This window comes from Mycobacteriales bacterium, from assembly GCA_035995165.1.
Taxonomy (GTDB): Bacteria; Actinomycetota; Actinomycetes; order Mycobacteriales; family CADCTP01; genus CADCTP01.
Map to the genome: position 1 here is coordinate 79,944 of DASYKU010000096.1, position 13,884 is coordinate 93,827.

13 protein-coding genes are annotated in these 13,884 nt (G+C 73.9%); 4 read left to right on the forward strand and 9 right to left on the reverse strand.

Features of this window, described 5'->3' with window-relative positions:
* Positions 1 to 15: 15 nt before the first annotated feature.
* From VGP36_16305 to VGP36_16315, 3 genes are all read right to left on the reverse strand, one after another.
* Complete coding sequence (locus VGP36_16305; GenBank protein ID HEV7656278.1) at positions 16 to 759, reverse strand: PRC-barrel domain-containing protein; 744 nt, start codon at positions 757 to 759, stop codon at positions 16 to 18.
* Between the two features lie 88 nt (positions 760 to 847).
* The gene (locus tag VGP36_16310) at positions 848 to 1,036 is read right to left on the reverse strand and encodes a PspC domain-containing protein (protein ID HEV7656279.1); all 189 of its coding nucleotides are present in this window, start codon (positions 1,034 to 1,036) and stop codon (positions 848 to 850) included.
* A gap of 24 nt (positions 1,037 to 1,060) precedes the next feature.
* Positions 1,061 to 1,966: an SMP-30/gluconolactonase/LRE family protein gene (locus VGP36_16315; GenBank protein HEV7656280.1), complete on the reverse strand. Its 906-nt coding sequence runs from the start codon at positions 1,964 to 1,966 to the stop codon at positions 1,061 to 1,063.
* A gap of 23 nt (positions 1,967 to 1,989) precedes the next feature.
* On the opposite strand from VGP36_16315, the gene otsB reads away from it, so the two are divergent.
* Positions 1,990 to 2,787: a trehalose-phosphatase gene (otsB, locus tag VGP36_16320; protein HEV7656281.1), complete on the forward strand. Its 798-nt coding sequence runs from the start codon at positions 1,990 to 1,992 to the stop codon at positions 2,785 to 2,787.
* Positions 2,788 to 2,912: 125 nt separating this feature from the next.
* Positions 2,913 to 4,631 carry a S8 family serine peptidase gene (locus tag VGP36_16325; protein HEV7656282.1) on the forward strand — a complete coding sequence of 573 codons (1,719 nt, stop codon included), beginning with the start codon at positions 2,913 to 2,915 and terminating at the stop codon, positions 4,629 to 4,631.
* Positions 4,632 to 4,913: 282 nt separating this feature from the next.
* Here the strand turns inward: VGP36_16325 and VGP36_16330 are convergent, their stop codons facing one another.
* The 6 genes from VGP36_16330 to VGP36_16355 are packed head-to-tail and all read right to left on the reverse strand — an operon-like array spanning position 4,914 to position 11,749.
* Positions 4,914 to 6,362, reverse strand: a complete 1,449-nt coding sequence (locus tag VGP36_16330; protein ID HEV7656283.1) for a trehalose-6-phosphate synthase — start codon at positions 6,360 to 6,362, stop codon at positions 4,914 to 4,916.
* A gap of 18 nt (positions 6,363 to 6,380) precedes the next feature.
* Positions 6,381 to 7,676, reverse strand: a complete 1,296-nt coding sequence (gene hisS / locus VGP36_16335; GenBank protein HEV7656284.1) for a histidine--tRNA ligase — start codon at positions 7,674 to 7,676, stop codon at positions 6,381 to 6,383.
* A gap of 13 nt (positions 7,677 to 7,689) precedes the next feature.
* The gene (locus VGP36_16340; protein HEV7656285.1) at positions 7,690 to 9,510 is read right to left on the reverse strand and encodes a glycoside hydrolase family 15 protein; all 1,821 of its coding nucleotides are present in this window, start codon (positions 9,508 to 9,510) and stop codon (positions 7,690 to 7,692) included.
* 45 nt (positions 9,511 to 9,555) lie between these two features.
* Positions 9,556 to 9,777 (reverse strand): RNA-binding S4 domain-containing protein, encoded by a 222-nt coding sequence (locus VGP36_16345; GenBank protein ID HEV7656286.1) that lies wholly within the window; start codon positions 9,775 to 9,777, stop codon positions 9,556 to 9,558.
* A 14-nt stretch (positions 9,778 to 9,791) separates the two neighbouring features.
* On the reverse strand, positions 9,792 to 11,345 hold the full coding sequence (locus tag VGP36_16350) for an NAD(P)/FAD-dependent oxidoreductase (GenBank protein HEV7656287.1): 1,554 nt from the start codon (positions 11,343 to 11,345) through the stop codon (positions 9,792 to 9,794).
* Positions 11,342 to 11,749, reverse strand: a complete 408-nt coding sequence (locus VGP36_16355; GenBank protein HEV7656288.1) for a DUF3052 domain-containing protein — start codon at positions 11,747 to 11,749, stop codon at positions 11,342 to 11,344. Before VGP36_16355 ends, VGP36_16350 begins: the two co-directional genes overlap by 4 nt.
* Before the next feature lie 159 nt (positions 11,750 to 11,908).
* On the opposite strand from VGP36_16355, the gene VGP36_16360 reads away from it, so the two are divergent.
* Positions 11,909 to 12,922, forward strand: coding sequence for an ABC transporter ATP-binding protein (locus VGP36_16360; GenBank protein HEV7656289.1), 1,014 nt, complete (start codon positions 11,909 to 11,911; stop codon positions 12,920 to 12,922).
* Positions 12,919 to 13,674: a hypothetical protein gene (locus VGP36_16365; GenBank protein HEV7656290.1), complete on the forward strand. Its 756-nt coding sequence runs from the start codon at positions 12,919 to 12,921 to the stop codon at positions 13,672 to 13,674. Before VGP36_16360 ends, VGP36_16365 begins: the two co-directional genes overlap by 4 nt.
* Positions 13,675 to 13,884: the final 210 nt, after the last annotated feature.

Sequence of the window (13,884 nt, forward strand, 5' to 3'; positions counted from 1 at the left end):
CGGCCACCCGTCGGCTCAGCGCGTCTCGTCCTCCGGGCGGATCTCCACCCGCTCGGCCCGGACCTCGCCGACCACCTGGCCGGTTTCCTCGTCCACCACCGGCGCGGCGACCTCCTCCTGGGTGACCTGCCAGCGGCGCAGCCGGCCCCGGCCGGAGTCGGGCCCGTCCGCGATCGGCTCGCCCGCCTCGTCGCCGAACCCGGGCCCGGCGGTCGCCTCGGCCACGTCCTGGTCGCCGGCCGGGGTGCCGGTCAGGTCGCCCACGCCGGTCCGCCGGTCGGTGGCGTCGTAGTCACCGGCGTCCTCGATCCCGGTACGCCGGTCGGTCCGCTCGTCGTCGGTCGGCGCGCCGGTCGGCGCCACCCCGGTCTGCTGGTCGGTCCGCAGGTAGTCCGGGTCCTCCGCGGCCGCCTCGGCGGCCGGCGTGTCCTGCCGGCCGAACGGCCCCTGGCTGACCCCGTAGTACGTGTAGAGCTCGGTCTCCTGCTCCTCCGAGAGGTGCCCGTCCTCGTCCAGCTTGGGCGCGTCGGTGACCCGGTCCTTGGGGATGTCGACGATCAGCTCGTCCCCCTCGACCCGGGCCGCGGCCAGCGGCACGAAGCTCTCCCTGGTGCCGAACAGGCCGGTCCGGACCGTCACCCATTCCGGCTGGCCCGTCGTGTCGTCCAGGTAGACCTGGCCGACCTTGCCGATCTTCTCGCCGGCGTTGTCGCGAACCGTGGAGCCCATGAGCGAAGGCACCGATGCCTGGTCGATCATCTTCTCTCCCCTGTGAGTCGAGTCCCGGAGCCGAGTCTCTGAGTCGACCCGCGTCCCAAGCGTTTCCCGTCGGCCCGCCGGGCAACCCTCACTCGGACGGGAGCAGCATCCACAGGATGACGTAGATCACGATCTGCGGGCCAGGGAGCAGGCAGGAGAGCAGGAAGAGAATGCGCATCGTGGTGGCGGAGGTGCCGAACCTCTGCGCCAGCCCGGCGCAGACCCCGCCGAGCATCCGGCCGGTACGAGGGCGGTAGAGGCGTCGCGTGGGTTCCATACCTCGACCGTATGTCCCCGGCGGTCACGAACCATGCGGGAAGTCCCTGGTCCGACCCCGGATCCGGGGCAGCTGACCCTGACAGGGGCGCACCGGGGGCGCGCCCACCCCGGCGTCGGCGGCGAAGACCCGTCCCGCGTCCGGCTCGGCCGCCCGCTGCTCGGGCCCGAGGTTCTCCCAGGCCGTGGTCACGAACAGCCGCCGCCCGCTCGCTCCGCCGATGGCGACCGAGGTCGGCTGGCTCACCGGCAGCGGCCAGACCGACAGGGTGTTGCCGTCCGGGTCGTAGCGGCGGACCTCGCCGGCCCCGTGCAGGGCGACCCAGATCGCGCCCTCCGCGTCGACGGTCAGGCCGTCCGGCGCGCCCCGCTCGGGCCGGATCAGCACCCGCCCGGCCATCGTCTCCGGGTCGTACGCGGTGACGACCTTGGTGCCGCTGTCGGCGTGGTAGAGCGTGCGGCCGTCCGGGCTCCAGCCCAGCCCGTTGGCGATGTCGGTGTGCGGCAGCATCACCCGGACCGTGCCGTCGGGGTCGCAGCGCAGCAGCCGCCCGGCGCCCGGCCGCTGGTCGTAGGCCATCGACCCGGCCCAGAACCGGCCCTGCGGGTCGCAGGCGGCGTCGTTCATCCGGACGCCCTCGGGCTCGGTGTCCAGCAGCTTCGTCGCGGTCCCGTCCCGGGCGAGCCGGGTGAAGCCGCGCCCGGCCGCGAGCAGCCAGCCGGTCCCGTCCGAGAGCGGGGCGGCGGCGCCGAGCGGCTCGCCGATGCTCAGCACCTCGACCGTACGCAAGCCCTCGCCGTCCTCGACCGCGCGCCGCAGCACCCCGGCCATGATGTCGACCCAGAGCAGCTCGCCGGCCGTGCCGTCCCAGCGGGCCCCCTCGCCGAGCTCGGCCACCTCCGCCGACACCGGTCGCAACTCGTCCGCCACGGCCGCGACCGTACGCTGCCGGCATGGATTCAGCGGCGCAGGCGGGCTGGGACGCGATCGTCGCCGACCCCGGCGGGGCGCTGGTGGCGCTCGACTACGACGGCGTGCTGGCCCCGATCGTCCCCGACCCGGACTCGGCGGTGCCGGCCCCGGGCGCGATCGAGGCGCTGCGCCGGCTGGCCGCGCGGGTGGGCACGCTCGCGGTCGTGACCGGCCGGCCGGCCGAGGTGGTGGTCCGGCTCGGCGGGCTGGAGTCCGTGCCGGGCCTGATCGTGGCCGGTCAGTACGGCGCGGAGTCCTGGGCCGCGGGCCGGCTGACCACCCCGGACGCGCCACCGGCCGTGGCCGCCGCCAAGGCCGCGCTGCCGGACGTGCTGGCGAGCGCCGGCGCCGACCCGGGCGTCTGGGTCGAGGACAAGCGGCTGGCGCTGGTCGTGCACACCCGCCGGACGCCGGACCCGGACGCCGAGCTGACCCGGCTGGGGCCGGCCCTGCAGGCGCTGGCCGAGGAGCACGGCCTGGAGCCGCACCCCGGCAAGATGGTGCTCGAGCTGCGCCCGCCCGGCTTCGACAAGGGCGGCGTGCTGCACCGGCTGGCCACCGAGCGGCACCCGTCGGCAGTGCTGTTCGCCGGCGACGACGTCGGCGACCTGCCCGGCTTCGCCGCCGTCGCCGAGCTGCGGGCGGCCGGCACGCCGGGGCTGACGGTGGCCAGCGCCTCCCCCGAGGCGGCCGCGGTGGCCGAGGCCGCCGACGTGGTCGTGGACGGCCCGGCCGGGGTGGTCACGCTCGTGACCCAGCTGGCCGACGCACTGGGCTGACCGGAGGACCGCAAACCGGGTAAAGCCGGCGCCATGGACACGCAACGTGTCCTCTATGCAGATGCGATGACTTCCGGCAGTGTCCGGGGCGTCCGTCGAAGGCCGCCGGACACTGGGGAGGATCCGTGCAGCGCAGACCACTCGCCGCTGCGGCCGCAGCCGCTATCGCACTTGCCACCGCGCTGGTGGTGCCCGCCACCACCGGCTCGGCCGCCGCCGCGCCCGCCGCCGGCGCCACCCGGTACGTCGTGCTGGGCGCGGACGGCGCGTCCCGAGCCGCCACGCTGGCCGCCATCAGCCGTGCCGGGGGGCGCGTCGTGGCCGAGAACAGCGCCATCGCGTCGTACACGGTCGTGGCCGGGGCCGGCTTCGAGACCGCCGCGGCCGGCCAGGCCGCGCTCGCCGGCGCGGCCCGGGACCAGGTCATCGGCCGGGCTCCGGGCCAGCCGACCCGCTTCGACCCGAACGCCGAGCCGGCCGCCGCCCGGGCCGCGAAGGCCAAACTGGCCAACCGGACCAAGGCGGCCGTACCCAAGGCCACCACCGCCGAGCCCCTGTCCGGGCTGCAGTGGGACATGAAGATGGTCAAGGCCGACCAGGCCAACAAGACCAACAAGGGCAGCCGCAAGGTCAAGATCGGGATCATCGACTCCGGCATCGACGCGACCAACCCGGACCTGGCCCCGAACGTCGACCTGAACCTCTCCCGCAACTTCGTCACCGACATCCCGCTCATCGACGGGCCGTGCGAGTTCGCCGGCTGCGTCGACCCGGTCGGGCACGACGACAGCGGCCACGGCACGCACGTCGCCGGCACGGTGGCCGCGGCCGCCAACGGCGTCGGCATCGCCGGCGTCGCGCCGAACGTGACGCTGGTCGAGGTCCGGGGCGGGCAGGACTCCGGCTTCGTGTTCCTCAACCCGGTCCTCAGCGCGCTGACGTACTCGGCCGACGTCGGGCTGGACGTGGTGAACATGTCCTTCTTCGTCGACCCGTGGCTGTTCAACTGCCGCAACAACCCGGCCGACACCCCGGCCGAGCAGCAGGAGCAGCGCACGATCATCCAGGCGATGACCCGGGCGATGAACTACGCCCACCGCAAGAACGTCTCGATGGTCGTCGCGCTCGGCAACGACCACCAGGACCTGGGCAACCCGCTGCCCGACTCGACCAGCCCGGACTTCCCGGCCGGCGCGAACAAGACCCGCACGATCGACAACGCGACCTGCCTGTCGCTGCCGGTCGAGGGCCCGAACGTCATCGGCGTCTCGGCGCTCGGCCCGTCCACCCGCAAGGCCGACTACTCCGACTACGGCACCGAGCAGATCACCGTCGCGGCGCCGGGCGGCTGGTTCCGGGACGGCCTGGGCACGCCGACCTTCCAGACCGACTTCAACGAGATCCTCTCGACGTACCCGAAGAACGTGCTGCAGGCGATCGGCGCGGTCGACGCGGCCGGGAACGTGGTCGCGGCCTTCGAGGACTCGGTGTTCAAGTCCTGCACGGCCGCCGGCGCCTGCGGCTACTACGCCTACCTGCAGGGCACCTCGATGGCCGCGCCGCACGCCACCGGCGTGGCCGCGCTCATCGTGAGCCGGTTCGGCACCGCCGACCCGGCGCACGCGGGCCAGCTGACGCTGGCGCCGAACCGGCTGGAGCGGATCCTCACCGCCTCGGCCGCGCAGCAGCCCTGCCCTGCCGGCGGCAAGGAGACGTACGTCCCCGAGGGGCGCAGCGTCGAGTTCGACGCGCCCTGCACGGGCACGCTCGCGTTCAACTCGATCTACGGCCACGGCATCGTGGATGCGCTGGCCGTGGTGAGCGGTCCGTTCGGGCGCGCGTAACGGCATGACGGAAGGGGCGGTCCGTCCGATGTGGACGGACCGCCCCTTCCGTTCGTCAGGACCCGCCGGAGGTGACGGCCGGCTGGGAGCTGTCGTCGATGACCCGGGCGGCGGCGTCGGGGTGCCGGCAGGCGCCGCGGCCGGGCAGCGTCGCGGTCCAGCGCCGGACCGCGTCCAGCGCCGCCCGCGCGTGCCGGACGCCGCGAGGTCCAGCCGCTCCGGGTCCCCGGCCACCACGGAAGCTGTCCGGATCCTGTGTGCCGGCCCAGCTGTCGCTGAGGATCAGTCCAGTGCGTCGAGCTGCTGCCGGAACCACTGGCCCGGCGGCAGCGCGGTCGCGGCGGCCAGCAGCCGCTTGCGCCGGTCCTGGCGCTCGGCCGCCGGCATGGACAGGGCCGCGTGCAGGGCCTCCGCGGTCTCGGTCACGTCGTACGGGTTGACCATGAGCGCGTCGCCCGCGTACTCGTCGGCGACGCCGGCGTCGCGGGACAGCACCACCGCGCAGTCGCGCTCGGAGAGGATCACGCCCTCCTTGGCCACCAGGTTCATGCCGTCCCGCACCGGGTTGACCAGCAGCACGTCGCCCATCCGCAGCGCCGCCAGCGAGGCCGGGTAGTCGTTGGCCACCTCCAGCAGCAGCGGGTCCCAGTCGTCGGTGCCGAACTCCTGCTCGATCTCCCGGCCGACCCGCTGGACCGCCGCGGTGTACTCGCGGTACTCCGGGATGTCCGTCCGCGACGGGTACTCGTACGCCACGTGCACGACCCGCCCGTGCCACTCCGGCCGGGAGCGCAGCAGCTCCCGGTACGCGATCAGCCCGCGCACGATGTTCTTGCTCAGCTCGGCCCGGTCCACCCGGACGATGACCTTCCGGTCGCCGACCAGGTCCCGCAGGTGGGCCAGGCCGGCCTCGACGTCGTCCTGGCCGGCCCGCTCGGTGAGCTCCTCGGCCGAGGTGCCCAGCCCGTGCAGTCCGACCCGGACGGTGCGGCCCTCCCAGTGCACGGTCCGGGCGCTGCGGTTGACGTCCGCGCCGAGCAGCTCCGAGCAGCAGGCCAGGAACGCGTCGGCCCAGCGGGCGCAGTGGAAGCCGAGGTGGTCGGCGCCGAGCAGGCCGGTGAGCAGCTCCCGGACGACCGCCTCCGGCAGCCAGCCGAACTGCTCCGGCGGCGCCCACGGGGTGTGGGTGAAGTGCGCGATACGCACGTCGTCCCGGCGCTCCCGCAGCTGCCGCGGGACCAGGTTCAGGTGGTAGTCCTGCACCATCACCTTCGCGCCCGGCGCGGCCTCGTCGGCCAGCGCGTCGGCGAAGGACCGGTTGTACCGCTCGTACGCGGCCCACAGCCGCCGCCAGCCGGCATCGAAGACCGGCGCGTTGGCGCTGTCGTAGAGCAGGTGCTGGACGAACCAGATCGTCGAGTTCGCGATCCCGTTGTACGCCCGGGAGAACGTCGAGGGGTCCAGCGGCAGCATCCGCACGTCCAGCCCGCCGGTGTCGTACTCGGCCTCGGCCAGGTGGCCGTCCGGCGCCCGGCGGGCCGCGACCCGCTCCCGGTCGCTCAGCGCCGCGCACACCCACAGGCCGCCGACCTCGGACAACGCCGAGACCATGCCGCTGACCAGGCCGCCGCCGCCGCGCCGGACCTCCTCCTTGCCGCCCGGGCCGGCCGAGATCGAGACGGGGCCGCGGTTGGCGGCGACGAGCAGGGTGTGCTTGCCGGACTCAGCCATGCCCCGAGCATTACCCCACTAGCGCGATTTGCCCACGACCCGGGCCGCCGCCGCTCCGGCCTCGGCGGCCGGGACGGTGACCTGCTCGCGGGTCTCCAGGTCGCGCACGGTGACCTCGCCCCGGCCCCACTCCTCCGGGCCGACCAGCACCGCGACCAGCGCCCCGGACTTCGCCACCCGGGTCAGCTCCTTGCCGAGCTTGCGCTGCTCCAGCGCCACCGTCGTCCGCAGGCCGGCGGCCCGCAGCCCCGCGGCGACCGTCCGGGCCGGGCCGAAGAGGTCCGCGGCCAGCGGCAGCACCGCGGCGTCGGTCCCGGCCGCCGGCTCCGGCAGCAGCCCGTGCGTCCGCAGGAAGTCCGGCAGCGTCACGTCCCCGACCGCGAACCCGATCCCCGGGATCTTCTGGTTGGTGAACAGGCCGGCCAGGTCGCTGTAGCGGCCGCCGCCGAACAGCGCCCGCGGGTTCTCCGGGTCGGTGTCGAAGATCTCGAACACGGTCCCGGTGTAGTAGTCCAGCCCCCGCACGATCAGCGGGTCGTACGAGACCAGCTCCGGGATCGTGCGCAGCACCGGCACCAGCGTCGAGCGCTCCAGCGCCTCGGCCGGCAGCTCGTCCAGCAGCGCGATCCCCGAGCCGAGCGCGGTCTGCAGCCGCTGGAACTGGGCGTCGGACAGGCCGAGCTCGGCCGCGTCCGCGGCCAGCACGTCCGGCGACAGCTTCTCCCACCGGTCGATCAGCTTGGACACCGCGCGGACCTCGGCCGGCGGCACCTTGACCAGGTCGATGAGCATGCTCTCCAGCAGCACCCGGTCGTTGATCCGCAGCCGCCACATGTCCGTGCTCGCACCGAGCGCGGCGAACATCGCGTGCACCAGCTCGACCAGCTCGATCTCGGCCTGCGCGCTCTCGGTGCCGAACACGTCGACGTTGATCTGATAGTGCTCGCGCAGCCGGCCGCGCTGCGGGCGCTCGTACCGGTGGCAGTTGACGTTGGTGTACCAGCGGGCCGGGAACGTCAGCTCGCCCGCGTGCCCGGCGATCATCCGGGCCACCGACGGGGTCATCTCCGGGCGCAGCGCCAGCCGCCGGCCGCCGCGGTCGGTCAGCGTGTAGAGCTGCTGGTCGGCCAGCTCGCGGCCGGACTTGGCCTCGTAGATCTCCGCCGACTCCAGGATGGGGCCGTCGTAGCGCTGGTAGCCGAAGCTCTCGATCACCCCGTAGAGCCGATGGAAGACCTGGTCACGGACCGAGTAGTCGGCGGGCAGGAAGTCCCTCGTACCGCGGTAGGGCGCGGTCGGCAGCAGCTCACTCATGGCGGCGGCCAGCCTATCGCGGGCGTCGGGCCCGCATCCGGGGCTGCCGGAGGGCGGGCGCGGCCGAGCGGGCACCGGACAGGTGCCGGGCCGCGTTGACCAGCCCGAGGTGGCTGAACGCCTGCGGGGTGTTGCCGACCTGCCGCTTCATCCGCGGGTCGTACTCCTCGGCCAGCAGGCCCACGTCGTTGGCCAGGTCGACCAGCTTCTGGAACAGCGCGGTCGCCTGGTCGTGCCGGCCGATCCCGTGCAGCGCGTCGGCGAGCCAGAACGAGCAGGCCAGGAACGCGCCCTCGTCGCCCGGCAGCCCGTCGTCGGAGGTGCCGCGGCCGGGCCGGTACCGCAGCACGAAGTCGTCCGCGACCAGCTCGCGCTGGATCGCCTCGACGGTGCCGGACACCCGCGGGTCGTCCCAGGGCAGGAAGCGCACCTGCGGGATCAGCAGCAGGGCCGCGTCCAGCTGGCTCGACCCGTACGCCTGGGTGAAGGTGTTGCGCTGGGCGTCGAAGCCCTTGGCCAGCACCTCGTCCCGGATCTCCTTGCGGGTCTGCCGCCAGCGGTCGACCGGGCCGTCCAGCCGGAAGTGCTCGACCCCGGAGATCATCCGGTCGAACGCGACCCAGGCCATCACCTTGGAGTGGACGAAGTGCTGCCGGTCGCCGCGCATCTCCCAGAGCCCGTTGTCGGGCTGCTGCCAGTTGCCCTCCAGGAACTCCAGCAGGTTGATCTGCAGCGCCCAGGCGTCGTCGTTGCGGGAGATGCCGGACTCGCGGGCGAAGGAGAGGCCGTCGAGCGTCTCGCCCCAGACGTCGAGCTGCAGCTGCTCGGCCGCGGCGTTGCCGACCCGGACCGGCTTGGAGCCCTCGTAGCCGGCCAGCCAGTCCAGCTCCAGCTCGGGGATCCGGCGGGCGCCGGTGATGCCGTACATGATCTGCAGCTCGGCCGGGTCGCCGGCGACCGCGCGCAGCAGCCAGTCCCGCCACTTGCCAGCCTCGGCCTTGAACCCGGCGCCCATCAGCGCCTGCAGGGTCAGCGCCGCGTCCCGCAGCCAGCAGAACCGGTAGTCCCAGTTGCGCGGCCCGCCGATCTGCTCCGGCAGGCTCGTGGTCGCCGCGGCCACGATGCCGCCGGTGGGCTGGAAGGTCAGCGCCTTGAGCGTGGTCAGGGAGCGGCGGACCTCGCCCTGCCAGGCCCCGTCGTACGTGCAGCGCGACATCCAGTCGGCCCACCAGGCCTCGGCATCGTCCACGGCCGCGTACGGGTCGACGGGCTTGGGCGGCCGCTTCCAGGACGGGTGCCAGGTCAGCACGAACGGGACCCGCTCGCCGGCCGAGACGGTGAACTCGGAGTGGGTGGCGAAGTCGCGCCCGTCCAGCGGGGCCGGCGTCGACAGCCAGGCCGAGTCCGGGCCCGCGACCGCGACGATCTGCCCGTCGACCCGGCGGACCCAGGGCATGACCTTGCCGTAGTCGAAGCGCAGCCGGAGCACGCCGTGCATCGCGACCTTGCCGGAGATGCCCTCGACGATCCGGACCACGTCCGGGTCCTCGCCCCGCGGCGGCATGCAGTCGACCACCCGGACGGTGCCCTCGGGGGTCTCCCAGACCGTCTCCAGCACCAGCGTGTCGCCCCGGTACGACCGCCGGGTGCACTCGCCGCCGGCGGCCGGCGCCATCCGCCAGTGCCCGTTCTCCTCGTCGCCGAGCAGCGCGGCGAAGCAGGCCGCGGAGTCGAAGTACGGGAAGCAGAGCCAGTCGATCGAGCCGTCCCGGCCGACCAGCGCCGCGGTCTGCAGGTCGCCCAGCAGCGCGTAGTCCTCGATCCGCCCGGCCATCAGCCGCGCCCGTCCGTCGCCACGCAGCCTTTCTACTCCGCCTCTCTAGTCCGCCGGAGCGGCCGCCACCCGGACACGCTCGTCCCCGACCCGGACCACGTCACCCGACCGGAGCTGCGCGCCGCGGCGGCTCTCCGGCCGCCCGTTCAGCGTGACCTCGCCCGCCTCCAGCAGGGCCTTGGCCTCCCCGCCGCCCTCGACCAGCCCGGCCAGCTTGAGGAACTGCCCGAGCCGGATCGGCGCCGAGCTCACCTCGACGTCCCGCACCGGCCGCTTCTCCGTCATCGCCGGCCCAGGTCGGCGAGGACGAGCCGGGCGGCGTTGTGGCCGGCGGCGCCGATGACGGAGCCGGCCGGGTGGCAGCCGGCGGCGCCGGCGTAGACGCCCTCGACGCCCACCGCGTACGGCATCCGGTCGGCGAAGGAGATCGAGTTGTCCACGTGCATGATGTTCGCGCTGGTGATGCCGAAGTGCTCCCGGATGCCCGGGGGCGCCAGCGCGTTCACGTCGACGAGCAGGTCCCGGGTCCCCGGCGCGTACGCCTCGACCAGGTCGAGCAGGTGGTCGACGTACCCGTCCTGCTCGGCGGCCCAGGACGACCCGGCGACCTCGTGCGGGACGCCCTGCACGAACAGCGCGGACGAGTGGTTGCCGGCGTCGTCGGCGAGCGACGGGTCCAGCGTCGAGTGCAGATACCACTCCAGCGGTGGAGCGGAGGGCAGCCGGCCGGCCCCCGCGTCGGAGAACGCCGCCCGCAGCGCGGTCAGCACGCTGCCGTCCTCGGCCGCCGGCGGCAGCAGGTGCACGGTCGTGCCGTGCTGGCCGTGCCCCGGGTCCGGCAGCGCGGCGAACCGCGGCAGCCCGGCCAGCGCCAGGTTCACCTTCATCGTCTGACCGGGCGAGCGCGCGGCGAAGAAGTCGATGCGCTCCCGCAGCGCGGGCGGGGTCGCGTCCCCGAGCAGCCCCGGCACCCGGTACGCGTCGGTCGCCACCAGCACCACCGACGCCGGCACGACCGCGCCGTCGGCGACGACCCCGGTGGCGGCACCGCCGGCGGTCTCGATCCCGGTCACCTCGACGCCGGTCCGGATCGTCGCCCCGGCCGCGGCGGCCAGTGCCGCCAGCCGGGTCGTCACCGTCCCCATGCCCCCGCGCACGACCATCCAGGTCCCGCCCGCGCCCGGCAGCCGGCACATGTTGTGCACCAGGAAGTTGTGCCCGGACCCGGGCGACCAGGGCGAGCCGGTGAGACCGGGCATGCCGTCGGTCACCGCGTACATGGCCAGGACGGTCTCGGACTCGAAGCCGAAGCGCTGCAGGTAGTCCATCGCCGAGCCGCGCACCATCGCGGCGAAGGTGTCCCGCAGCTCCGGGCGCAGGTACCGCTCGGCCGTCTCCTCCACCGTCAGCGGCGGCGCCAGCCAGGCCGGGGCCAGGTCCTCGCGCAGCATCGCCAGCTCCGCGCCGAGCGCCTCGTCCGCGCGGGCGTCGGCCTCGGAGAAGAACTCCGCGAACTGGGCCCGGGCCGCCTCGCGCGACCCGCCCAGCACCAGCGACCGGCCGTCCAGCGTGGGCAGGAAGTAGTGCGGGTCGCGGCGGACCAGCGGCAGGTCGAGCCCGAGGATCGGCAGCAGCTCCGGCGGCATCAGGCCCAGCAGATAGGCCCCGGTGGAGGCGGCCAGCCCGGGCGCCTTGCCGAACGGGTACTCGGTCCGGCAGGCCCCGCCCACCACCGGCGCCTGCTCCAGCACCTGTACGGACAGCCCGGTCCGGGCCAGCAGCGTCGCGGCGACGAGCCCGTTGTGGCCGGCGCCGATCACCACCACGTCGCTCATCGGTCGACCAGCCTTCGGACGAATTTCAACCCGGACCAGACCTGATCCACCGCCGCCACCTTCACGTCGACCAACCCCACCGACAGACCGTGCTCGCGGACGCCGTTCTCGTCCAGGTCGGTCGCCACCCCGCTGCTCTTCTTCGGCCAGCAGACCCAGAGCGCGCCGGCCGTCGTCAGCCGCGGGACCTGGGCCGCGAACCGCCGTCGCAGCGCCGACCTGTCCGGACAGAACGCGAGGACGACCTCGTACTCCGCCGTACCCGGGCGGGTCCGGACCACCGCGCCGGCCGGGGCCGCGAGGTCGAAGCCGGCGGGCGCGCCGACCAGCAGCACCCGGCTCCCGGGCGTGACGCCGAGCTTGGCGGCCAGCGGTTTCCCGGAGTAGCCGACGGGGGCGGACATGGGGTCACGGTATCGCCGCATCCACCGGATGACGGATGCCTGACTCCACCCCAAGCGGGATCTATCCGGTCTGACCGGTCTGCCAGGATGTCCCCCAGATCGGGGAAACGTGCCCGGGTCGATGACTCCGGCGCAACGGCGAACGGGAGGGAGAGACCGGTGGCAGACCAGCCGGGCCGCATCGTGGTGGCCGGCCTGTCCAAGAACTTCGGCACGATCCGTGCCGTCGACAACCTGAGTTTCACCGTGGAGCCGGGTTCGGTGACCGGCTTCCTCGGCCCCAACGGGGCCGGCAAGACGACGACGCTGCGGATGCTGCTGGGACTGGTCACGCCGACCAGCGGCACCGCGACGATCGGCGGGGTTCCGTACGGCCAGATCTCGAGGCCGATGCAGGCGGTGGGAGCGGTGCTGGAGGCGTCCAGCTTCCACCCGGGCCGGACGGCCCGGAACCACCTGCGGGTCTACGCGGCCGCGTCCGGAATCCCGGACGTCCGGGCCGACGAGGTGCTGGAGCAGGTCGGGCTGACCGAGGCGGCGCACCGCAAGGTGCGCGGGTTCTCCCTCGGCATGCGGCAGCGGCTGGGCCTGGCGTTCGCGCTGCTCGGCGACCCGCAGGTGCTGCTGCTGGACGAGCCGGCCAACGGGCTGGACCCGGAGGGCATCCGCTGGCTGCGCCGGTTCCAGCGCGCGCTGGCCGACGCCGGCAAGACCGTGCTGGTCTCCAGCCACCTGCTCACCGAGGTGCAGCAGTCGGCCGACCGGGTCGTGATCCTCAGCCAGGGCCGGCTGGTCCGCGAGGGCTCGATGGACGAGCTCGAGAAGGGCGCGGGCGAGACGGTCGTGGTCAGGACGCCGACGGTCGACAAGCTCGGCATGACGCTGGCCGACGCCGGCGCGAACGTCACCCGCAGCGGGGAGACCGAGCTGAGGGTCCGCGACATGGCGGCCGACGCGGTCGGTCACCGGGCGTTCGAGGCCGGTGTGGAGCTGCACGAGCTGCGCACCGAGCGGGCCGACCTGGAGCAGCTGTTCTTCGCGCTCACCGAGGGTCAGTACCGGGCGCCCGACGGGTCGGCCCCGCCGCCGGGAACGGTCCCCGCGGGACTGCCGCCGATGGCGTCCGCACAGGCCGGTCCGCAGGCCCCGACCACGCCAGGAGGTGCCCGGTGACGCTCGCCCTGCGCGCCGAGAGCCGCAAGCTGTTCACGACCCGGGTGTGGTTCTGGCTGGTGGTGCTCACCGCCGGCCTGAGCCTGCTGATCACCGGCCTCAACGCCGGCCTCACCAGGATCGACGACCCGGCCAACTTCATGCAGGACGCGGTCAGCGGGACGACCGGACTGGCGGTCATCATCTCGTCCGTCCTCGGTGTCATCGGGGTGACCGGGGAGTACCGGCACCTCACCGTGACGCCGACGTTCCTCAGCGTCCCCCGCCGCGGCAGCGTGATCACCGCCAAGATGATCACGTACGGGATCACCGGGCTCGCGCTGGGCGCGCTGGCCGTCGCCTCCTCGGTCGTGATCACGGCGGTGATCTTCTCCGCCCGCGGCATCGACGTCGAACTTGGCTCCGACGACGTACCGCGGATCATCGTGGGCGGCATCGTCGCGTCCGGGATCTGGGGCGTCATCGGGGTCGGCGTCGGCGCCCTGCTGCGCAACCAGGTGGCGGCCGTCGTCGGGATCCTGCTCTACCGGTTCGTGGTCGAGACGCTCATCTTCGCGATCGCGAAGGTCCAGCAGGCCTACCCGTACGTGCCGGGCGGGGCCACGACGGCCCTGAGCACCGGCTCCGGGGACCGGACCAACGGCGACATCACCCTGCTCACGCCATGGGCCGGGGGGATCGTGCTGCTCGCCTACGGGGTGGCGTTCGCCGTCCTCGCCTGGCTGTTCACGGTGCGTCGCGACGTGAGCTGACAGGCCGGGCCGACACCGACCGGGGCCGGGTCCGGTTCCGCTGTGCACACCAGCGGAACCGGGCCCGGCCTCCGCCGTGTCGCTGCGCCGATCGGGTCACCTCACCACCGGGCCGAGCGTCCGGACGGTAACCTGGGGAAACTCCAAACCTCAGCGCGGAAGAGGCGACCGCACGCGTGTCCACCCAGAGTGCCCCTAGCGGGTTCGGAC